This window comes from uncultured Albimonas sp., assembly GCF_963977235.1.
Classification (GTDB): domain Bacteria; phylum Pseudomonadota; class Alphaproteobacteria; order Rhodobacterales; family Rhodobacteraceae; genus Albimonas.
On the sequence record NZ_CAXBOD010000006.1, the window covers coordinates 102977 to 123522 of the forward strand.

Sequence of the window (20546 nt, forward strand, 5' to 3'; positions counted from 1 at the left end):
CGATGAGCGAGCCTCTTCTCAAGATCCGCGGCCTGACCATCACCGCGCGCTCGGGGGGCAAGACCTCGACGCTGGTCGAGGACGCGAACCTCACGCTCGCCCGCGGCGAGGTGCTGGGTCTGATCGGCGAATCCGGCGCCGGCAAGTCGACGCTGGGCCTGGCCGCGATGGGATTTGCGCGCGACGGCTGCCGGCTGGCCGAGGGGTCCGTCGTCTTCGACGGCATGGACCTGGTCAAGATGCCCGAGCGCCGGCGCCGCCGCCTGCGCGGGGCGCGGGTGGCCTATGTGGCGCAATCGGCCGCCGCCAGCTTCAACCCCGCCCGCACCCTGCTGGAGCAGACCATCGAGGCGCCCCTGCGCCACGGCCTGATGGGGCGCGAGGAGGCCGAGCGCGAGGCCATCGCCCTCTACACGCGCCTGCGCCTGCCCGAGCCCGAGAGCATCGGGCGCCGCTATCCCCACCAGGTCTCCGGCGGCCAGCTTCAGCGGGCGATGACCGCGATGGCGATGATCACCCGTCCCGACCTGATCGTCTTCGACGAGCCGACGACCGCGCTCGACGTCACCACCCAGGTCGAGGTGCTGGCCGCGATCCGCGACGCGGTGGCCGAGCTCGACACCGCCGCGATCTACATCACCCACGACCTCGCCGTGGTGGCCCAGATGGCCGACCGGATCATGGTCATGCGCCACGGCCGCGTGGTCGAGGAGGGCGAGACCGCCGCCCTGATGTCCAATCCCCAGGCCGACTACACCCGGTCCCTGTGGTCGGTGCGCGAATTCCGCGCCGCCCTGAAGCCCGCCCCCGTCGCCGGCGCCGCCCCTCATGTCGAGGCGGCGGGCGTGGTGGCGGCCTATGGCGACACGCCGGTGCTGCACGGCATCGACGTGGCGCTGCAGCCCGGCCGGACGCTGGCGGTGATCGGCGAGAGCGGCTCGGGCAAGTCGACGCTGGCCCGCGTGATCTCGGGCCTGCTGCCGGCGCGCGAGGGCGAATGCCGGCTGGACGGCGAGGCGCTGCCCGCCTCCTACCGCCAGCGCTCGCGCGAGGATCTGCGCCGCGTGCAGATGATCTTCCAGATGGCCGACACCGCGCTGAACCCCAAGGTGAAGGTGCGCGACGCGCTGGGCCGGGCGCTGACCCGGCTGATGGGCCTGCGCGGCCGCGCCCGCGAGGAGCGCCTGCACCAGCTGATGCGCGAGATCGACATGGATCCCGCCGCCTACCTCGACCGCTATCCCGGCGAGCTTTCGGGCGGGCAGAAGCAGCGCGTCGCCATCGCCCGGGCGCTCGCCGCCGAGCCCGAGTTCCTGATCTGCGACGAGGTCACCTCGGCGCTGGACCAGGTGGTCGCCGAGGAGATCCTGCGCCTGCTCGACCGCCTGCAGCGGGAGCGGGGGCTGACGATGATGTTCATCACCCACGACATCGCCACGGTGCGCGCGCTGGCCGACGACGTGGTGGTGATGAAGGACGGCAAGGTGATCGCCTCGGGCCTGAAGGACGACGTGCTCGACCGGCCCACCGACCCCTATGTCCGAACCCTGATGGAATCCGCGCCCGAGATGGACCCCGCCTGGCTGAACCGCCTGCTGGCCTCGCGCGCCGCCGCCGCAGCCTGAGGAGCCGCCCCCATGAGCCACTCGCATCCCATGCCCGCCGACCCCGAGGTCGTGGAGTTCATCGAGCAGACCCTGTCGTGGTATCCCGCCGACGCCTACGCGATGTCGCTGGAGGAGAACCGCCGCCTCTACGACCGCATGGCCGAAGCGTTCCGCGCCCCCCGCCCGGAGAGCGTCGCGGTCGAGGACTTCGAGGTGACGGCGCTCAACCCCTCGCGCGCGATCAAGTGCCGCCGCTATCTCCCGCAGGGGGTGGACCGCGCGGGGCCGATGGTCCTCTACGCCCACGGCGGCGGCTTCGTTCTGGGAGGGCTCGAGAGCCACGACGACGCCTGCGCCGGCATCGCCGAGCAGACCGGGCTGGAGGTGGCGGCGGTCGACTACCGCCTGGCGCCCGAGCATCAGCATCCCGCCCAGGGCGACGACGTCGAGGCCGCCTTCCTGCACGTGGCGCAGGGCGGGCGGAAGGTGATCATGGCCGGCGACAGCGCCGGCGGCAACCTGACCGGGGCCATGGTGCTGCGCCGCAAGGCCGCCGGCGGGCCGCAGTTCATCGGACAGGTGCTGATCTACCCCGGGCTCGGCGGCGACCGGACCGCGGGCTCCTACATCGAGATGGCCGACGCGCCGCTGCTGAAGGCCAAGGAGGGCGAGACCTACGCCGGCATCCGCACCGGCGGGACCCTGAGCGAGGCGCAGCGCAACGACCCCGACATGGCGCCCCTGCGCGCCGCCGACCTGACGGGCCTGCCGCCGGCCTTCGTGGTCACCGCCCATATCGACCCGATCCGCGACGACGGCCCCGCCTGGGTCCGCCGCCTGACCGAGGCCGGCGTGCCCGCCGAATGGCGCGACGAGCCGGAGCTGGTCCACGGCTACCTGCGCGCCCGCCACATGTCGAAACGCACCGCCGCCAGCTTCGCCGCGATCTGCGATGCGATCACCCGCATGGCCGAGGGCCGCTTCGCCCCGGCGCCCGCCTCCGCAGGCGCCTGAGTGGATCTCCCGGCGCCCGCCTCCGCGCGCGCCGGAACCGAGACCCCGGGCCTCCCTTGGCGGGCGCCCGAACCGCGATCCCCGCGCCGGCGGGACGCCGAACCCCGGCCGCGCGCCTCGCAGGGCGCGCGCCCAGACCAAGGCAGGGCGCGCGCGCCCAGACCAAAAAACAGAGAGGTGAGACCATGTCCCGACTGATCCTTCCCCGCCAGGGCATTGCGCCCAGCCGCCGCGCCGTGCTGGCCGGCGGCGCCGCCGTCTTCGCGATGGCCGCAGCCCCCCGCGCCCGCGCCGCCGAGCCCAAGAAGGGCGGCGAGTTCCGCCTGGTCGCCACCGGCAACACCTCCGACAGCCACGATCCGGCGACCTGGGGCACCTCGGGGATCATCAACATCGGCCTGTGGGGCGCGGTCTACAACAACCTCACCGAGGTCGCCCCCTCCGGCGAGGTGATCGGCGAGCTGGCCGAAAGCTTCGAGCCCTCGGCCGACGCCAAGACCTGGACCTTCCGCCTGCGCGACGGAATCAGGTTCCACGGCGGCCAGACGCTGGAGGCCGCCGACGTGGCCGCCTCGATCAACCACCACCGGGGCGAGGCCACGACCTCCTCGGCCAAGGGCATCGTGGCGCCGATCGCCGACGTCCGGACCCCCGACGCGCAGACCGTGGTGTTCGAGCTGCACCAGGGCAACGCCGACTTCCCCTTCATCCTGACCGACTATCACCTGGTGATCGGCAAGCAGGACGAGGGCCGCATCGACTGGCAGACCCCCAACGGCACCGGCGGCTACACCTTCGTCAGCCACGATCCCGGCGTGCGCATGGTGCTCGAGCGCAACCCGGACTACTGGAAGGACGGCCGCGCGCACTTCGACCGGGTCGAACTGATCTCGATCCGCGACCCCGCCGCCCGCATGAACGCGCTGGTCACCGGCGAGGTCGACGCGATCTCCTCGGTCGACATCAAGTCGATGTCCCTGCTTGGCCGCGCGCCCGAGATCGAGGTGATGGAGACGCCGGGCACCCAGCACTACACCTTCCCGATGTGGTGCGACACGGCCCCCTTCGACGACGTCAACGTGCGCCAGGCGCTGAAGCTGGGCCTCGACCGCGAGGCGATGCTGCAGACGATCCTGCAGGGCCACGGCTCGGTCGGGCGCGACAGCCCGATCACGCCGGCCAACCGCTTCTTCGACCCGGAGCTGGCGGTCCCGACCTACGACCCCGAGAAGGCCAAGGCCCTGCTCAAGAAGGCCGGGCACGACCGGCTGGCGGTGGATCTCTCGGCGGCCGACGCCGCCTTCGCCGGCGCGGTGGACGCGGCCACCCTGTTCCAGGAAAGCGCCTCGGCCGCGGGCATCGACCTCAACGTGATCCGCGAGCCGGACGACGGCTACTGGTCGAACGTGTGGCTCAAGAAGCCGTTCTGCGCCTGCTACTGGGCCGGGCGTCCGACCGAGGACTGGATGTTCTCCCAGGTCTACGCCTCGGACAGCCAGTGGAACGACGCCCACTGGAAGAACGCGCGGTTCGACAGCCTGCTGCTGGAGGCGCGCGCCGAGCTCGACCAGGACAAGCGCGCCGAGATGTACGGCGAGATGCAGCGCATCGTGGCCACGGACGGCGGCACGATCATCCCGCTCTACGCCAACTACGTCGACGCGCGGAACACCCGCATCGCCACCGGCGAGGAGGTTTCGACCGCCAACGCGCTGGACGGCTGGAAGTGCATCGAGCGGTGGTGGGTCGCCTGACCGGGGGCCGCGGCCCCCTGACCCCGTCGGCGGCGCGCGCGCCCGCCGACGGGCCCGCCCCCGGCGAGGGGACGCGGGGCCGCGCGCCCTACGCCCCCGCCGCCGAGGGCCCGGACCCCGCCTCGCGTCCGCCCGCCGAGACCGAGCGGATCGGCTTCCTGCTGATCCCGCAGTTCTCGATGATGGCCTTCATGTCGGCGACCGAGCCGCTGCGGGTCGCCAACCGGCTGGCGGGCGAGGCGCTTTATGCGTGGACCGTGGTCTCGCCGGACGGGGAGGCGGTGGTCTCCTCCTCCGGCCTGACGGTGATGGCCGACGGGCCGCTGGAGGCGGCGCGCGAGCTGCCGACCCTGTTCGTGGTGGCGGGGTTCGAGCCCGACGACCACGCCGCCCCGCCGCTGCTGGCCGGCCTGCGCCGGATGGCGCGGCGCGGGGCCGCGATGGGGGCGCTCGACACCGGCGCCTGGCTGCTGGCCCGCGCCGGCCTGCTGGACGACGCCCGCGTCACCCTGCACTGGGAGGCCGCGCCGGCCTTCCGTGAGACCTTCCCCGACATCGAGGTCAGCCAGGACCTCTATGAGCTCGACGGCCGCCGGATCACCTGCGCGGGCGGCACGGCGGCGATGGACATGATGCTGGACATGATCGCGGCCCGCCACGGCCAAGACCTGGCGGTGGCGGTGGCGCGCCAGTTCATCCAGGACGGGATGCGCGCCCGCTCGGTCCGCCAGAAGGGCCGCTTCCCGGCGATGCGCGGGCGCCCCGACCGCCGCCTGACCGCGGCGCTGGAGCTGATGCAGCGCGAACTGGACCGCCCCCTCTCGCCCGCCGAGATCGCCGAGGCCGCCGCGCTCTCGGTCCGCCAGCTCGAACGCCTGTTCCGCGAGCGGCTGGGCGAGTCCCCCGCCGCGGCCCACCTGCGCCTGCGCCTCGAGCGGGCGCGAGAACTGCTGCGCCAGACCGACCTGCGGGTGCTGGAGGTGGCGACCGCCACGGGGTTCTCGTCGGGCGCCTCCTTCGCGCGCGCCTACCGCTCGGCCTTCGGCGAGGCGCCGCGCAACGACCGCCGGGAACCCGACCTGCCCCGGGCCTGACCCGGGGCCTCGCGCCGCGCGCCGGCGTCAGGGGTGGGCCGCGACCAGCGCGGCGCAGGCCTCGCGCTCGAGCACCATCTCGGCGAGCCCCAGCGCCTGCGCAAAGCCGAGGCGGTCGTAGAAGCGGCGGGCGTGGGGGTTGTCGTCGTAGACCTGCAGCTTGAGGAAACTCGCCCCCCAGGCCGCCTCCCCGTCCGCCAGCGCCGCCGCCAGCAGCCGCGGGCCCAGCCCCTGCCCGCGCGCCTGCGCCGAGGCCCAGAGATCCGAGACGAAGATCCCTGCCGAGCCCCGGATCGTCGAGAAGATCGGCGAGTAGAAGATCGCCCCCGCCAAGGCGTCCGGCCCGACCTCCGCGACCTGCGCCCGGCACAGGGGCGCGGGGCCGTGGAGGGCGCGGGCAAGGTCGGCCTCCCTCGCCGCGAACGGGTCGCCCATGGTCTGCGCGAGGCTGGCGAGCGCGTCCCGGAGCCGGGCGACGTCGGCGGGCTCTGCAAGGCGGATGGCGGTCATGTCGCGGTCCTTTCGGCGGCTTTCAGGCTCGGCGCGGGCCTCGGCGAGGAGAGGCCGGCGCGCCGGACACGGCCTGCAGGAGGCGCGGCGCGGGCGCAAGGCGCCGAACGAGGACCGGCGCGGCCTGAGGCGGGCGGGGAGAGGCCCCGGATCGGGTCCGGGGCGCCCGAGGGGCGGGCGGCGCCGCCTCACCCGGTTCGCAGCGCCGGGGCCAGCTCGTCGGCGAGCGCGGCGAGCGCGGCGTCGAGGCCCTCGACGATCTCGTCGAGATGGGCGGGCTCCAGGATCAGGGGCGGGCAGACCAGGATGTGGTCGCCCTCGGTCCCGTCGCGGGTGCGGCGGGAGTAGACGATCAGACCGCGCTCGTAGGCGAGGTCGACCAGCCGCTGGTGGGCGTTCAGATGCGCGGGCAGCGGGGCCTTGGTCGCGCGGTCGGCCATCAGCTCGAAGGCGGTCAGCAGGCCCTTGCCGCGGACGTCGCCGATCAGCTCGTGCTTCTGCATCAGGCCGTGGAGGCGGGCGATCAGCGCCTCGCCCATCGTTTCGGCATTGGCGCAGAGGTTCTGGCGGGCGATCTCGTCCAGCACCCCCAGCCCCGCGGCGCAGGCGAGCGGGTTGCCCGCGTAGGTGAAGCCATGGGCGAAGCCGCCGGCGTCGAGCACCGGCTCGACCAGCCGCTCGTGCGCGATCATCGCGCCGAGCGGCGCGTAGCCGGCGCCCAGACCCTTGGACATCACCACGATGTCGGGGCGGGTCCCCCAGTGCTCGGCGGCGAGGAACCGGCCGGTGCGCCCGGCGCCGGTCATCACCTCGTCGAGGATCAGCAGCACGCCGTGGCGGTCGCAGATCTCGCGGATCCGCTCCATGTAGCCGGCCGGCGGGACGAGGGCGCCGGTCGAGGCGCCGCCGACAGGCTCGACGATGAAGGCGGCGACCGTCTCGGGCCCCTCGGCGAGGATGGCGGCGTCGAGCAGGTCGGCGTAATGGCGCCCGGTCTCGGGGTCGTCGGGGTCGAGCCCGTCGAGATAGGCGCGCGGGGCCGGGACCTTGGGCATCGCCTGCATCATCGGCGCGAACGGCGCGGTGAGGGGCGTGTAGGAGGTCACCGCCAGCGCCCCCAGCGTGCAGCCATGGTAGGAGGGCGCGCGCGAGATCACCTTCCAGCGCCCCCCCTGCCCCGTGGCCAGCGCGTGCTGGCGGGCGAGTTTCATGGCGCTTTCCACCGCCTCGGAGCCGCCGGAGACGAAGAACACGCGCGAGAGCCCCTCGGGCATCAGGGCGGCGAGGCGGGAGGCCAGCGTCTCGGAGGCCTCGGTCTCGAAATGCAGGCGGTAGCCGAAGGTGGCCTTCTCCATCTGGCGCTGCATGGCGGCCAATACGTTGGGGTTGGAGTGGCCGATGTTGCAGACCATCGCCCCCGAGGAGCCGTCGAGATACCGCCGCCCGTCCTTGTCCCAGATATAGACGCCGCGGGCCTGCTCGAGCACCGGCTTCCGGCCGCGGCCCTGGTAGAAGAGGTGGCTCATCTCAGGCCCCCGCGAGCGCGGCGCAGTCGCGCGGGCGGAAGGCGGCGACGACCGTGTCGCCCTGTGCGAAGGGGCGGACGTCGATCATGTTGATCGCCTGCATCTGGCGCTCGCCCAGGCGCACGAAATAGCGGACGGTCTGGCCCTGGTAGTCCACCGTCTCGACGGTGGCGGGGGCGGAGATCATGCCCTCGGGGGCCGCGCCCGCGGGCAGCAGCTGCAGCTTCTCGGCGCGCAGCACCAGCTTGGCGGGGCCCTGCCGCACGCCCGGAGCGCGCGCGGCGGCCACCTCGACCGGGCCGAAGACGGGCGCGTCGAGGGTGACGCCGTGGGGCCCGGCGGCGAGGCACGGGGCTGCGAAGATGTTGGAGGCGCCCAGGAAATTCGCCACGAACTCGGAGGCGGGGGCGTTGTAGACCTCTTCGGGCGTGCCGACCTGCTCGACGTGGCCCGCGCTCATCACCACGATGCGGTCCGACAGCGCCAGCGCCTCGGACTGGTCGTGGGTGACGAAGACAGTGGTCACCCCGATGCGGTCCTGGATGCGCTTGAGCTCGACGCGCATGTCCTCGCGCAGGTTGGCGTCGAGCGCCGAGAGCGGCTCGTCGAGCAGCAGCACGTCGGGGTTGACGACGATGGCGCGGGCGAGCGCGATGCGCTGCTGCTGACCGCCCGAAAGCGCCTTGGGATGGCGGTCGCCGACATGGGGCAGCTGCACCAGCTCGAGCGCGTCCGTCACCCGGCGCGCGATGTCGGCCTTCGAGACACGGCGGTATTTCAGCCCGAAGGCGACGTTCTCGGCCACCGTCTTGTGGGGGAACAGCGCGTAGTTCTGGAACACGATGCCGAGGTTGCGCTTGTGGATCGGCGTGTCGTTCATCCGCTTGCCGCCGATCTGGATCTCGCCCTCGCTCGGGTCCAGCAGGCCCGCGATCATCCGCAGGTTGGTGGTCTTGCCGCAGCCAGAGGGGCCGAGCAGCGTCACGAAGGCGCCGTCGGGGATCTCGAGCGTGGTCTTGTGGACGGCGGTGAAGTCGCCGAAGCGCTTCACGATGTCCTTGAGGACGACGGAACTCATGGGGACCTCATGGGGCGCGGGCCTCCGGCTGGGGCGCCCCCCTCGCAAGGGGGGCGCGGGCGATCAATAGCCCTTCTGGACGCGGCCGAAGGTCTTGGACCACTCGGCCTCATGGCCGTTCCAGTAGGCGGGATCGGCGAAGGTCAGCCCGTCGAGCGTGCCCGAGGGATCAAACGCGGGAAGCTTGGGGATCTTCTCGCCGAGATCGACCTTCTGGGGGTCGAGCGCGGGGGGATAGTTCTGGCCCTCGGCCACCGCGATCGCGGTCTCCGGCGCCAGCATGAAGTTCAGAAGCTCCTCGCAGGCGGCCATCGGCGAGCCCTTGAGCACGAACATGCACTCCTGCCAGCCATAGCCGTTGGGGGGGTCGTAGTAGCCGATGTCGTGGCCCTGCTCCTGCAGCGCGTAGATGCGGCCGGACCAGCCCTCGGTGACGTGGATCTCCTCTTCGGCGAGCAGGCTCATCAGCTCCGCGCCCGAGGTCCAGTATTTCAGGGCGAGGTCGCGGTGGGCGCGGATGGCGTCCCAGCAGGCGTCCTCGTCGGTAACGCCGTTGGGGTCCTGGTCGGTCTGCAGCGAGGCGTACCACATGCGCGTGCGCCAGTCCGACCAGCCGCCGATCTTGCCCTTGTGCGCTTCGTCGATGAGGATCTTCGCGCCCTTCTCCTTCATCTCCTCGTCGGAGATGTGCTTGCGGTTGTAGGCGAGCCCCGTGGTTCCGTAGTCGTAGGGCACGCACGACAGCGTGCCGTCGGAGACCTTGCGGAACACGTCGACCAGCTTGGGGATCACGTATTCCAGGTTGGGGATGTTGGCCTCGTTGAGCTCCGAGGTCAGCCCGAGGCCGTGGTAGCGCGCGTAATCAAAGACGCCCGAGAGGTGGGCGATGTTGTACTCGCCGGGCTGGGAGGCTTTCACGCGGCTCAGGTATTCGTCCCCGCCGCCGAAGGTGCCGTCGACCACGGTGACGCCGGTCGCCTGCGTGAACGGGTCGAAGGCGTTGGCGCGCAGGGCCTCGGAGACGACGCCCCCCCAGCCGTCGAAGCGCACTTCGGAGACGTCCTGGGCCAGCGCGCGATAGGGGGTGACCAGGCCATAGGCGGCGCCGGCGGCGCCCAGCAGGCCGAGGAAATGGCGGCGGTCGAGGTCGCCGTTCCTGAAGCGCTCGCGCAGGCGTTCGTAGCGGGTGGTGTCGTCCAGTCTGCGGGTCATCGTGGTCTCCTTGTCGGACGGGATGTTGCGGCCGGGCGTCTGGCGGCCCGGTCCGCGAATGGGGTCTCAGCCGCCGCTGCGGGCGGCGATTCTGACTTCAACCGCCGCTGCGGGCGGCGAGGCGTCTGGCGACGGCCGCGCCGATCAGCGGCAGGCCGACGGTCATCACGATCATCACCGTGCCCAGCGCGTTGATCTCGGGACTGATCGAGTTGCGCAGCATGGCGAAGATCTGGGTGGGCACGGTCTCGACGCCGCCGGGCTTCCAGAACAGGGTCCCGGTGATGTCGTCGAAGCTGATGGTGAAGGCGAAGAGGGCGCCCGCCGCCACCGCCGGCGCCATCAGCGGCAGGGTCACCTGGAAGAAGGTCTGGACGGGCGAGGCGCCCAGGCTCTGGGCCGCCTCCTCGAGCTCGGGCTTGATCGAGACGAGGCGCGCCTGCACCACCAGCACCACGAAGGGCAGCGTGAAGATCACGTGGCCGAACAGCAGCAACGCGAAGCTCTTGTGCAGGCCGAGGAAGTTGAGGAACAGCAGCAGCGCGACCGCCAGCACCACCTCGGGCACCAGGATCGGCGCGATCAGCAGGGTCGAGACCGCGTTGGCCCCGGGCACCCGGTAGCGGACCAGCGCGAGGCTCGCCAGCACCCCCAGCGTGGTGGAGATCGCCGCAGTCAGCAGGCCGAGGACGATCGAGGTGCGGAAGGCGCGCAGAATCGCCTCGTTCTCGGCGAGCTCGACGAACCAGCGGAACGAGAAGCCGGTCATCGGGAAGGCCCCGAACTGCGAGGCGTTGAAGCTGAGCAGCACCACCACCGCGACCGGCAGGAACATGAAGACGTAGACCAGCACGGCCCATGTCGAAACGGCCGCCCAGCCGAGGGAAACTCCGCGCATCAGCCCAGCCCCTTCATCAGCTGCGCCATGCCCAGATAGCGGTTGTAGATCGCCACCAGCAGCCCCAGCACCGCCAGCAGCATCAGGCTGAGCGCCGAGCCGAGCGGCCAGTTGAGCTGGGTGATGATCGCCTCGAACACCAGATTGGCGAACATCGCGTCCGTCGGCCCGCCCAGCACCAGCGGCGTGATGTAGGTCCCCGCGCCCAGCACGAAGCACAGCAGCCCCCCGGCCGCGAGGCCCGGCAGCGACAGCGGCAGCGTCACCTCGAGGAAGCTCTGCCAGCGGGTCGCGCCCAGCGAGGTCGCGGCGTCCTCGAGGTTGGTGTCGATCCCCTCGAGGCTGACGAAGATGTTGAGGATCATGAACGGCAGCAGGAAATGCACCAGCCCCAGGATCACGGTCGTCTCGTTGTAGAGCATGTTGATCGGCTCGGAGATCACGCCGACCGCCATCAGGGCGGAGTTGATCGCCCCCGAGACGCCCAGGATGTTGATCCAGCTCATCGTGCGGATGATGTAGCTGATCCAGAACGGCAGCATCAGCAGCAGCAGCAGGATCATCTTGTTGCCGCGCGATCGCGCGATGAAATAGGCTGCCGGATAGCCCGCCAGCGCGCAGACGAAGGTGGTGATCGCCGCGATCCGCAGGGTCGAGAGCAGGATGTCGCGGTAGAACGCGTCGCTCAGCGCCTCGGACCAGTTGTCGAGGTGAAACCCCGCCACGTCCGCGCCCGTCGCCGTGCGCAGCCAGAAGCTGTAGACCACGATGAAGATCAGCGGCACGAACAGCAGCAGCGCCACCGCGCTCAGGGCGGGGGACAGAAGGATCCAGGGCTGGCGGGCCTCGCGGGTCTCGACGGACGACATGGAACAGTTCCACCGTTGGTCTGTGGCGAAAACGATGGCGGCGCCGCGCATCATAGATCAAATAGATATCGAGAATTGTCGCTAGAGGTTCGATCTATGGCCCGCCCCGCTCCCACCCCGCGACCCGAGCCGGAGCGCATCGCGCGCGAGCTCGACTGGAACCTGTTGCGCACCTTCGTGGTGCTGGCCGACAGCCCCTCGATCACCGAGGCCGCCAACCGCCTGCGGCTGAAGCAGCCCTCGCTGTCGGCGGCGCTGAAACGGCTGGAGGACCGGATCGGGCGGCGGCTGATCGACCGGGCGCCGGGGCGCTATGAGCTGACCGACGCGGGACGGCTGCTGTATCGCGAGGCGCTGGAGATCAACGGCTCGGTGCTGCGGCTGTCCACGCTGATGCGCGAGCTGACCGACGAGGTGCAGGGCCATGTGCGCGTGAGCCTCGCGAGCCACGTGGTCTGCCCCCTCTTCGACGAGGCGCTGGAGGGCTTCCATGCCGAGCACCCCCACGCCACCCTCTCGATCGACGTGCTCTCGAGCGCGGACGCCATCGGCGAGGTGATGGCCAAGCGCGCCTCCTTCGCGGTCTGCCTGGTGCGCGATCACAACCCGCGGCTGGAGTATCGGCGGCTGTATCGCGAATACTTCGGCCTGTTCTGCGGGCCGCCGCATGCGCTGTTCGGGCGCGACGACCTTCAGGTCTCGGACCTGGCGGGCCACCACTCGGTCAGTTTCGAGACGGACCGGCTGCAGGACGTGCTGCGCCCGGTGACGCTGATGCGGGCCGAGGCGGAGCTGGGGCAGAAGATCACCGGCCTGTCCTCGCATCTCGAGGAGGTGCGCCGGATGATCGTGGCGGGGCTGGGCGTGGGCCCCCTGCCCCTGCACGTGGCTGCGCGCGACGTGCGCGACGGGCTGTTGTGGCAGGTCCCGCCCTACACCGGCCTGCCCGCGATCGACGTGCATGTGGTGTGGAACGAGCATGCGGTGAAGAACCGGGCCGAGGAGCGCCTGCTCGCCCGCCTGCTCGCCGCCATCGAGGCCACCCCGATCGAGGATCGCACCTACGTCTGAGCCGGCCGCGCCGCGACGTCGCCCGAAAAACCGTTCGGCGCCTTCGCGGTTTGGTCCTAGCGTGCCCTGCAGAGGACCGGGAGCGGGAGCGACGACGTGGCCAGCCTTTCAAGGACGACAATCGGAGCCGGGGACGCGGACCGGGCGCTGCGCGACCGCGCGGCGCAGGTGATCCCGGGCGGCATGTACGGGCACATGGCCACCACGCTCGCCCCGCCGCGCGCCCCGCAGTTCTACGCGCGCGCCGAGGGCTGCCGGCTGTGGGACGCGGATGGGCGGGACTATGTCGACCTGCTCTCGGCCTACGGGCCCAACCTGCTGGGCTATGGCGAGCCGCGGGTGCTGGCCGCCGCCCGCGCGCAGATGGAGGTCTGCGACACGACCTCGGGCCCCTCGGGGCTGATGGTGGAGCTGGCCGAGGCGATGGTCGCGCGGATCGCGGACGCGCAGTGGGCGATGTTCTGCAAGAACGGCTCGGACGCGACCGGCATGGCGGTGATGATCGCGCGGGCCGCCACCGGCCGCCGGCGGATCCTGACCGCGCGCAATTCCTACCACGGCGCCCAGCCCTGGTGCACGCCCCGCCCCGTCGGCGTGCTGCCCGAGGAGCGCGCCCATATCGCCCATTTCGACTACAACGACCTCGAGGGGCTCGAGGCGGCGGTGGCGGACGCGGGCGAGGATCTGGCCGCGATCATCCTCACCCCTCACCGGCATGAGACCTTCGAGGATCAGGTGGACGTCGACGCGGCCTTTGCCCGCCGCGTGCGGGCGCTGGCCGACCGGAGCGGCGCGCTGCTGATCCTCGACGAGGTGCGCACCGGCTTTCGCCTCGCCGCGGGCGGCGCGTGGGAGGGGCTGGGCGTCGCCCCCGACCTGACCTGCTGGGGCAAGGTGCTGGGCAACGGGCAGCCGATCTCGGCGGTGACCGGCGGGGCGCGGGCGCGCGAGGCGGCGGGCTCGGTGTTCGTGACCGGATCGTTCTGGTTCTCGGCCGCCCCGATGGCCGCGGCGCTCGAGGTGATGGCGCAGGTCGCCGAGGGCGGCTACCTCGCCCGCCTCCAGTCCGCCGGCCGGCGCCTGCGCGAGGGGCTGGCCGAGCAGGCCGGACGCCACGACTTCCCCCTGACGCAGAGCGGGCCCGCGGCGATGCCGCTGTTCCGGTTCGAGGACGACGCCGACCTGCGCCGCATCTACCGCTTCTGCGACGTGGCGATCGCGAACGGGGCGCTGCTGAGCCCCTACCACAACATGTTCACCAACGCCGCGATGACGCCGGCCGACATCGACCGGGTGCTGGAGGCGACCGAGGCCGCCTTCCGCGACCTGCGCGCGCGCAACGCCGACCTGCCGCCGGTCCCCGCCCCGGTCGCCGCGCGCCTGGCCGCCATGGCCCGCTGAGCCGCCCTGAAGGAGCCGCCCCTTGACCGATCCCGCCACGGACGCCGATCTCGGCTTTGCCAGCGCGCGAGAGCTTCGCGCCCTTTACGACGCGGGCGAGGTCGCCCCCTCGGAGGCCGTCGCCGCCGTGCTGCGCCAGGTGGCGGCGAGGAACCCCGCGCTGAACGCCTTCTCCTGCGTGATGGAGGCCGAGGCGATGGAGGCCGCGCGCGCCTCCGACGCCCGCCTCGCGCGGGGCGAGGGACGGGCGCTGGAGGGCGTGCCGGTCACCATCAAGGACTTCTACGACGTGGCGGGCCAGCCGACCGAGACCGGCTCGTTTGCGCTGCGCAAGGGCGTGGCGGGCGCGGACAACCCGGTGGTGACGCGCCTGCGCGAGGCGGGCGCGGTGGTGATCGGCAAGACCACGATGTCGGAGTTCGCCTGGTCGGGGATCAGCCGCAACCCGGTGACCGGGGTCACCCACAACCCCTGGGGGCGCGGGCTGAACGCGGGCGCCTCCTCGGCCGGGGCGGGGGTGGCGGCGGCGGCGGGGTTCGGACCGCTGCACCTGGGCTCGGACGGGGCGGGCTCGATCCGGATGCCGGCGCATTTCTGCGGGGTCTTCGGCCTGAAGCCCACCTACGGACGGGTGCCTCACATCCCGGTCAGCAACAACGACTACGGCACCTACATCGGCCCGATGAGCCGCACGGTCGCGGATTCGGCGCTGATGCTCAAGGTCATGGCCGGGCCCCATCCGCTGGACCACACCAGCGCCGAGGCGCCGCCCGCCGACTATCCCGCCCGGCTCGACGCGCCCCTGAAGGGCCGGCGCATCGCCTATTCCCCCGACTTCGGCCACGCCCGGGTGGATCCGGAGGTGGCCGAGGTCGTCGCCCGCGCGGTCCGGACGCTCGAGGATCTGGGGGCCGAGGTCGAGGAGATCTCGCCCCCCTGGGGACCCGCCGGTCCGGCCATAGGCCGCTTCTTCTGGGCGGCGTTCCTCGGCCGCCGCGCCGCGCTGCTGGAGGATCACGCGGACCGGATGGGCGCCGACCTCGTGGCCTGCATCCGCGAGGGGGCGCATTTCTCGGCCACCGAGTATCTCGACTGGCGGGAGCGCAAGTACGCCTACGTGGCGGGGATCGCGCAGACGCTGCAGGCGTTTGACTTCCTGGTCTCGCCCGCCTGTTCGGTCGCGGCCTTCCCGGTGGACCGGGTGCAGCCCGCCCACTGGCCCCAGCACCCCTGGGACTGGCTGTCCTGGGCCGAATTCTCCTACCCGTTCGACATGTCGGGCGACCCGGCCTGCTCGGTTCCCTGCGGCTTCACGCCCTCGGGTCTGCCGGTGGGGCTGCAGATCGTGGCCCGGCGCTTCGACGACCTCGGCGTGCTGCAGGCCGCCCACGCCTTCGAGCAGGCGAGCGGGCTGGCCGGCCGCCGCCCGCCGCTGTCAGCCTGACCGCCCCCCGCACAGGAGCGCCGATGCCCCGACCCCTCGCCCCGCCCGACGCCGCCCCGGTTCTCGTGACCGGCGGAACCCATGGAATCGGCGCCGCCTGCGTGCGCCTGCTGGCAGAGGAGGGCTTCCCGGTTCTGTTCTGCGGCTGCGACGCGCAGGCCGGCGCGGCGCTGGCCGCCGAGGTCCCGGGCGCGACCTATTTCGAGGCGGATCTCGGCTCGCCCGCCGGCATCCATGCCGCCGCCGACCGGGCGCTGGAGCTGTCGGCGGGGCGGCTCGCGGGGCTGGTGAACAACGCGGGCGTGGGGGTGCGGGCCGAGTTCGCCGCCACCGACGACGCGCTCTATGACCGGGTGATGGACCTGAACCTGCGCGCGCCCGCGATGCTGACCGCCCGCCTGCTGCCGGCGCTGATCGAGGCGCAAGGCTCGGTGGTGATGATCGCCTCGGTCGCGGGCAAGGCCGGCGAGCGGGGGCTCGCGCTCTACACCGCCTCCAAGGCCGCGCTGATCGGGCTGACCAAGAGCCTGGCGCTGGAGCTGGGGCCGCAGGTGCGCATCAACGCCGTCTGCCCCGGCCAGATCGAGACCCGGATGATGGGTCGCACCCTGTCCCTGCCCGGCCGGCGGGAGCTGCTGACCGCGCGCATCCCCCTGGCCCGGCTGGGGCTGGCCGAGGACGTGGCCGAGGCGGTGGCCTGGCTGGTCTCGCCCCGCTCGGGCTACGTGACGGGCGACGTGATCACGGTGGACGGCGGCGAGACCGCCGGGCTGATGGTCCCGCAGGACTGAGGAACGGATATGTCGATCGAGAGCTGGGCCGCGGCCCTGACCGCCGCCGTCGCCGCCCGCGACGCGAAGGCCGCGCAGGCGCTGTTCCTGCCCGGCGGCTTCTGGCGCGACTTCGTGGCCGTGGGCGGCACGCTGCAGACGCTGGAGGGCGCGCCCGCCATCGCCGCCTTCGCCGCCGGTCCCGCCGCGGACGCAAACCTCGAGGTGACGGCCGAGGCCCCGCCCCTTCTCCCCGGCGCCGACCCCGCGCAGGAGGGGTTCGTCGCCTTCGAGACCACGCTCGGCCACGGCCGCGGCTATGTGCGCCTGCAGGACGGGCGCTGCCGCACGCTGCTGCTGTCGCTCGAGGGGCTCAAGGGCCATGAGGAGCCGCTGGGCGCCCGCCGCCCCTCGGGCCTGATCGACGATCCGCAGGGCCGCAACTGGAAGGAGCGGCTGGCCGCCAAGACCAACGCCTTCGGCAAGGGCGCGGAGCCCTGGGCGCTGATCGTGGGCGGCGGCCAGGCGGGGCTCGCGCTGGCCGCGCGGCTCGAGATGCTGGGCGTGCCCTACCTTGTCGTCGACAAGCATCCGCGGGTGGGGGACCAGTGGCGCTCGCGCTACAAGGCGCTGACCCTGCATGACCCGGTCTGGTACGACCACATGCCCTACATGCCGTTCCCCGAGTTCTGGCCGGTGTTCACGCCCAAGGACAAGATGGGCGACTGGCTGGACTCCTACGCCCATGCGCTCGAGCTCGCGGTGTGGACCGGCACCGAGTGCCTGGGCGCCGCCCGCCCCCCTTCGGGCGAGGGCTGGACGGTGACGCTCAGGCGCGAGGACGAGACGGTCACGCTCTCCCCCACGCATCTGGTGATGGCAGTGGGCAACGCGGGCTTCCCCAGGACGCCCGAGATCGAGGGCCAGGCCGATTTCGCCGGCGTGCAGATGCATTCCTCGCAGTTCGCCTCGGGCGAGGGGCTGGCGGGCAAGCGGGTGATCGTGGTGGGGGCCAACAACTCCGCCCATGACATCGCCGCGGATCTCGTCGGCCATGGCGCGCATCCGGTGATGATCCAGCGGTCCTCGACGATGGTGGTCCAGCAGCGCACGGTGGTCGAGACGATGCTGGGGCCGCTGTTCTCGCAGGGCGCGGTGGAGCGGGGGCTGACCACGGATCGGGCGGACCTGATGCTCGCCTCCTCCCCCTTCCGGGTGCAGGAGGAGAACGCCCGCGGCCTCTGGGCCCGGGTGCGCGAAGACGAGGCCGGGTTCTACGACCGGCTCGCGGCCGCGGGCTTCGCGCTGGATTTCGGCGAGGACGGCACGGGGATGCTGAAGTATCCGCGCACCGCCTCGGGATACTATTTCGACGTGGGCGCCTGCGCGATGGTGATGGACGGGCGCATCGGCCTGCGCTCGGGCACGGGGATCGCGCGACTGACCGCCGGGGGGATGGAGCTGGAGGACGGCGAGGTCCTGGAAGCCGACATGATCGTCTACGCCACCGGCTTTGGCGCGATGGAGGAATGGGTCGCCCGCCTCGCGGACCCAGCCACGGCCGAGCGGGTCGGTCGCTGCTGGGGCTACGGCTCGGGCGCGCGCGGCGACCCCGGGCCCTGGGAGGGGGAGCTTCGCAACATGTGGAAGCCCACCGCGGAGCCGGGGCTCTGGTTCATGGGCGGGAACCTGGCGCAGTCGCGATTCTACTCGCGCCTGCTGAGCCTTCAGCTGAAGGCCCGCCACGCGGGGCTGAACCTGGGCCCCGCGGCGGGCTGAGGCGCGGCGCGCCCGCAGGGTCCGTGCAGGCGGCCCCGGCCCCGGTTCCCGATTAACCCGCTCGCCACCCTCTCGCGCCTATTCCCGTGCGCGGGAGGACGCGATGGTCCCGACGGTCTGGAGTTTCCGGGGGGCGGCCCTGCTTGCCGGCGCGGCGCTGCTCGCCGGCCTGGCGGCGCTGCGCCCGCCGCCCGAGGCGGGCGACCGGGCGCTCGCCAGCCTGCACCTGCCGGCGCATGAGGCGCGCTCGGTCGCGCTGATGATCTCGGGGGCCGAGGGCTGGACGCCGGGGCTCGAGGCGCGGGCGGCGCGGCTGGCGCGCTCGCGCGCGCTGGTGGTGGGGGTCGATCTGATGCGCCTGCCGGGCCTTGCCGAGGGCGATTGCGACAGGGCCGGGCGCGCCGCGCTGGCGCTGGTTCGCCGCGTCATGGCGCATGCGGGAAGCGCGGCGATCCCCCCGACGCTGACCGCGCGCGGCGAAGGCGCGGGCCTCGCGCTGCGGATGGCCGCGGCGGATCCCGAGGCGTTCCAGGGCCTGGCGACAGACCGCTTCGCCCCCTTCCCCGCCTGCCCCGAGCCCGCCGAGGCCGCGCTCGCCGGGCGACTGCCCAAGGCGCCGCTGCGCTGGTTCGACCTGGCCGACGCCGCGGGCGGAGCCGCCCTGCCGCGGCTGCCGGGGGTGACGACGCTGGCGGCGGATGGACGGCGGATCCGGGCGAGCCCCTCGCCGGCGGAGGGGCCGGCGCCGCGCCCGCCCGCGCACGGGCCCGCCGCGCGCCAGTCGCCGGCGCGCGGGCCGGAGGTCTCGACGGGGTTCCTCGAAAGCTACTGGTCGGTCGCCGGCGCCGATTTCGCCTTCCGCGCGGGCGCGGCGGACGAGCCGTTGCCCGTGGTCCTGCACCTGCCGCCCCCCGGCGCGCCGCAGCGGGAGATCTTCGCGATCTTCCTGTCGGGCGACGGCGGCTGGGCCGCCTTCGACGCGGCCCTCGCCGACCGGCTGGCGGCCGAGGGCGTGCCGGTCGCCGGGGTCTCGCTGCTGCGCTGGCTGTGGCGCGAACGGACGCCCGAGCGGATCGCCGGGGATCTCGCGGGCCTGATCGAGCGGCGAAGCGCGACCTGGGGGCCGCGGCGGGTGCTGCTGGTCGGCTTCTCGATGGGGGCGAACGTGACGCCCTTCGCCCTGCGCCGGCTGCCCCCGAAACTGCGCGCCCGGCTCGCCGGCGTGGCGTTGCTGGCGCCCGAGCGGCGCACGGGGTTCGAGATCTCGCCCGCCGGCTGGCTGGGCGGCGCCACAGGGGGCGCCGACGTGGGGGCCGAGCTGGCCGATGCCGCGGCCGGTCCCGGCGCCCCGCCGATGCTGTGCATCCAGGGCGAGGACGAGACCGGCTCGGCCTGCGATCCGGCCCCGCCCGGCGTCGCGCGTCTGGTCCTGCCCGGCGGACACCACCTGGGCAAGGCCCACGACCTCCTGGCCCGCGCGATCCTGGAGCTGGGCGGCGCCGCCCCCTGACCGGGCGGGGCCGGGAGACGAAGGGACCGACTAGAGCAGGATCGAGGCCTCGACCACGATCGCCAGCACCACCGCCACCGTGATCGCGATCGAGATCGCGCCGGCCGCCAGCCCCCCCAGCAGCACCAGTCCGTCCTGCTCGATCAGCCCGAAGGCGCAGATCAGCAGCGAGATCGCCGGCCCCCAGGCGCTGAGCGGGATCGGAAGGAACAGCGTCACCGAGATCAGCAGCAGGAGCGCGCCCAGCAGACGCTCGCGCCCCGGGGCGAAGGGGGCGGGGAAGCGGGGCTTGAGCACCCGCTCGACCGCGCGCATCACCGGGCGCAGCCGGTGCACGCCGCGCCGGAAGGCCTGGCGGCTGACCTGCAGCGCCATCACCCGGCGCGGCAGGGCCACGCTGCGCCGGCCGAGCGTCAGCTGCAGCGACAGGATGATCAGCGGAATCGCGGTCAGCAGGGTCGAGCCGATGGGCAGCGGCAGCATGTTGACGATAGCGAACAGCAGCATCGTCCACCCGAACGAGCGCTCGCCCAGCGCCTCGAGGATCTCGCCGACCGTGATCTTCTGCGCGCCGCGACGCACGTTCACCGCGCGCAGCAGCGAAAGGACCAGCGATGGCCTGCCGAGCCCGCCCGACGCCTGCATCTGTCGCCTCGATCCCTTGCCAGCCGCCGGAGGGAGGGTTCCCGCCGGACCGCTCAGTTGGGGGCGACGCGCCGCAGGTCGACTGCGACCGGACGTCTCCCGCTCGCCGGGCGGCGCGCACCCTTCCGGCAAGGCGTTTGCGACGAACCGGGGGCGGGGGCAAGCCCTGTCGCGCTGCGCAGACCGCGCAGGGGGGGCGCGAGACCCCGCGGCGACGCTCCCCCGGCCCCAGGCGAACGCCGGCGGCCGAGGCGGAACGGGGCGTGTTTCCGGGACGCGCGCGCCCTGTTTGAGGGCGCGCGCCCCGGGCGGGCGGGGTGGGTCGGGGGCGTGGCCCCTCAGAAGGGGAGGCTGCGGGGGCAGA

Annotated in this window: 17 protein-coding genes; 10 read left to right on the plus strand and 7 right to left on the minus strand. The window is 72.8% G+C overall.

Features of this window, described 5'->3' with window-relative positions; all coding sequences use genetic code 11:
* Positions 1-2: 2 nt before the first annotated feature.
* The 4 genes from AAC134_RS06240 to AAC134_RS06255 all read left to right on the plus strand — a co-directional run bounded on the left by AAC134_RS06240 (position 3) and on the right by AAC134_RS06255 (position 5469).
* Positions 3-1625 carry an ABC transporter ATP-binding protein gene (locus tag AAC134_RS06240; protein ID WP_339948202.1) on the plus strand — a complete coding sequence of 541 codons (1623 nt, stop codon included), beginning with the start codon at positions 3-5 and terminating at the stop codon, positions 1623-1625.
* A gap of 12 nt (positions 1626-1637) precedes the next feature.
* Positions 1638-2621, plus strand: coding sequence for an alpha/beta hydrolase (locus AAC134_RS06245; RefSeq protein ID WP_339948203.1), 984 nt, complete (start codon positions 1638-1640; stop codon positions 2619-2621).
* A 185-nt stretch (positions 2622-2806) separates the two neighbouring features.
* On the plus strand, positions 2807-4375 hold the full coding sequence (locus AAC134_RS06250) for an ABC transporter substrate-binding protein (RefSeq protein ID WP_339948204.1): 1569 nt from the start codon (positions 2807-2809) through the stop codon (positions 4373-4375).
* Positions 4348-5469, plus strand: a complete 1122-nt coding sequence (locus tag AAC134_RS06255; protein ID WP_339948205.1) for a GlxA family transcriptional regulator — start codon at positions 4348-4350, stop codon at positions 5467-5469. Before AAC134_RS06250 ends, AAC134_RS06255 begins: the two co-directional genes overlap by 28 nt.
* Positions 5470-5496: 27 nt before the next feature.
* Here AAC134_RS06255 and AAC134_RS06260 read toward each other — a convergent pair whose 3' ends face one another.
* From AAC134_RS06260 to AAC134_RS06285, 6 genes are all read right to left on the minus strand, one after another.
* Positions 5497-5979, minus strand: a complete 483-nt coding sequence (locus AAC134_RS06260; protein ID WP_339948206.1) for a GNAT family N-acetyltransferase — start codon at positions 5977-5979, stop codon at positions 5497-5499.
* Between the two features lie 188 nt (positions 5980-6167).
* Positions 6168-7505, minus strand: a complete 1338-nt coding sequence (locus tag AAC134_RS06265; protein ID WP_339948207.1) for an aspartate aminotransferase family protein — start codon at positions 7503-7505, stop codon at positions 6168-6170.
* A gap of 1 nt (position 7506) precedes the next feature.
* Positions 7507-8583, minus strand: a complete 1077-nt coding sequence (locus tag AAC134_RS06270) for an ABC transporter ATP-binding protein (protein ID WP_339948208.1) — start codon at positions 8581-8583, stop codon at positions 7507-7509.
* A 63-nt stretch (positions 8584-8646) separates the two neighbouring features.
* Positions 8647-9795: an extracellular solute-binding protein gene (locus AAC134_RS06275; protein WP_339948209.1), complete on the minus strand. Its 1149-nt coding sequence runs from the start codon at positions 9793-9795 to the stop codon at positions 8647-8649.
* A gap of 97 nt (positions 9796-9892) precedes the next feature.
* Positions 9893-10693 carry an ABC transporter permease gene (locus AAC134_RS06280; RefSeq protein ID WP_339948210.1) on the minus strand — a complete coding sequence of 267 codons (801 nt, stop codon included), beginning with the start codon at positions 10691-10693 and terminating at the stop codon, positions 9893-9895.
* Positions 10693-11562 carry an ABC transporter permease gene (locus AAC134_RS06285; protein WP_339948211.1) on the minus strand — a complete coding sequence of 290 codons (870 nt, stop codon included), beginning with the start codon at positions 11560-11562 and terminating at the stop codon, positions 10693-10695. The genes AAC134_RS06280 and AAC134_RS06285 overlap by 1 nt, the downstream gene beginning before the upstream one ends.
* A 96-nt stretch (positions 11563-11658) precedes the next feature.
* On the opposite strand from AAC134_RS06285, the gene AAC134_RS06290 reads away from it, so the two are divergent.
* The 6 genes from AAC134_RS06290 to AAC134_RS06315 all read left to right on the plus strand — a co-directional run bounded on the left by AAC134_RS06290 (position 11659) and on the right by AAC134_RS06315 (position 19537).
* A complete protein-coding gene (locus tag AAC134_RS06290) occupies positions 11659-12633 on the plus strand; it encodes a LysR family transcriptional regulator (protein ID WP_339948212.1) in 975 nt (324 codons plus the stop codon).
* 96 nt (positions 12634-12729) lie between these two features.
* A complete protein-coding gene (locus AAC134_RS06295) occupies positions 12730-14034 on the plus strand; it encodes an aminotransferase class III-fold pyridoxal phosphate-dependent enzyme (RefSeq protein WP_339948213.1) in 1305 nt (434 codons plus the stop codon).
* 22 nt (positions 14035-14056) lie between these two features.
* Positions 14057-15478, plus strand: a complete 1422-nt coding sequence (locus AAC134_RS06300) for an amidase family protein (RefSeq protein WP_339948214.1) — start codon at positions 14057-14059, stop codon at positions 15476-15478.
* Positions 15479-15501: 23 nt separating this feature from the next.
* Complete coding sequence (locus tag AAC134_RS06305; protein WP_339948215.1) at positions 15502-16269, plus strand: SDR family oxidoreductase; 768 nt, start codon at positions 15502-15504, stop codon at positions 16267-16269.
* Between the two features lie 9 nt (positions 16270-16278).
* Positions 16279-18027, plus strand: a complete 1749-nt coding sequence (locus AAC134_RS06310) for an NAD(P)/FAD-dependent oxidoreductase (RefSeq protein WP_339948216.1) — start codon at positions 16279-16281, stop codon at positions 18025-18027.
* Between the two features lie 103 nt (positions 18028-18130).
* Complete coding sequence (locus tag AAC134_RS06315) at positions 18131-19537, plus strand: AcvB/VirJ family lysyl-phosphatidylglycerol hydrolase (protein ID WP_339948217.1); 1407 nt, start codon at positions 18131-18133, stop codon at positions 19535-19537.
* Between the two features lie 30 nt (positions 19538-19567).
* On the opposite strand, the gene AAC134_RS06320 is transcribed toward AAC134_RS06315, so the two are convergent.
* Positions 19568-20182, minus strand: a complete 615-nt coding sequence (locus AAC134_RS06320; protein ID WP_339948218.1) for an exopolysaccharide biosynthesis protein — start codon at positions 20180-20182, stop codon at positions 19568-19570.
* Positions 20183-20546: the final 364 nt, after the last annotated feature.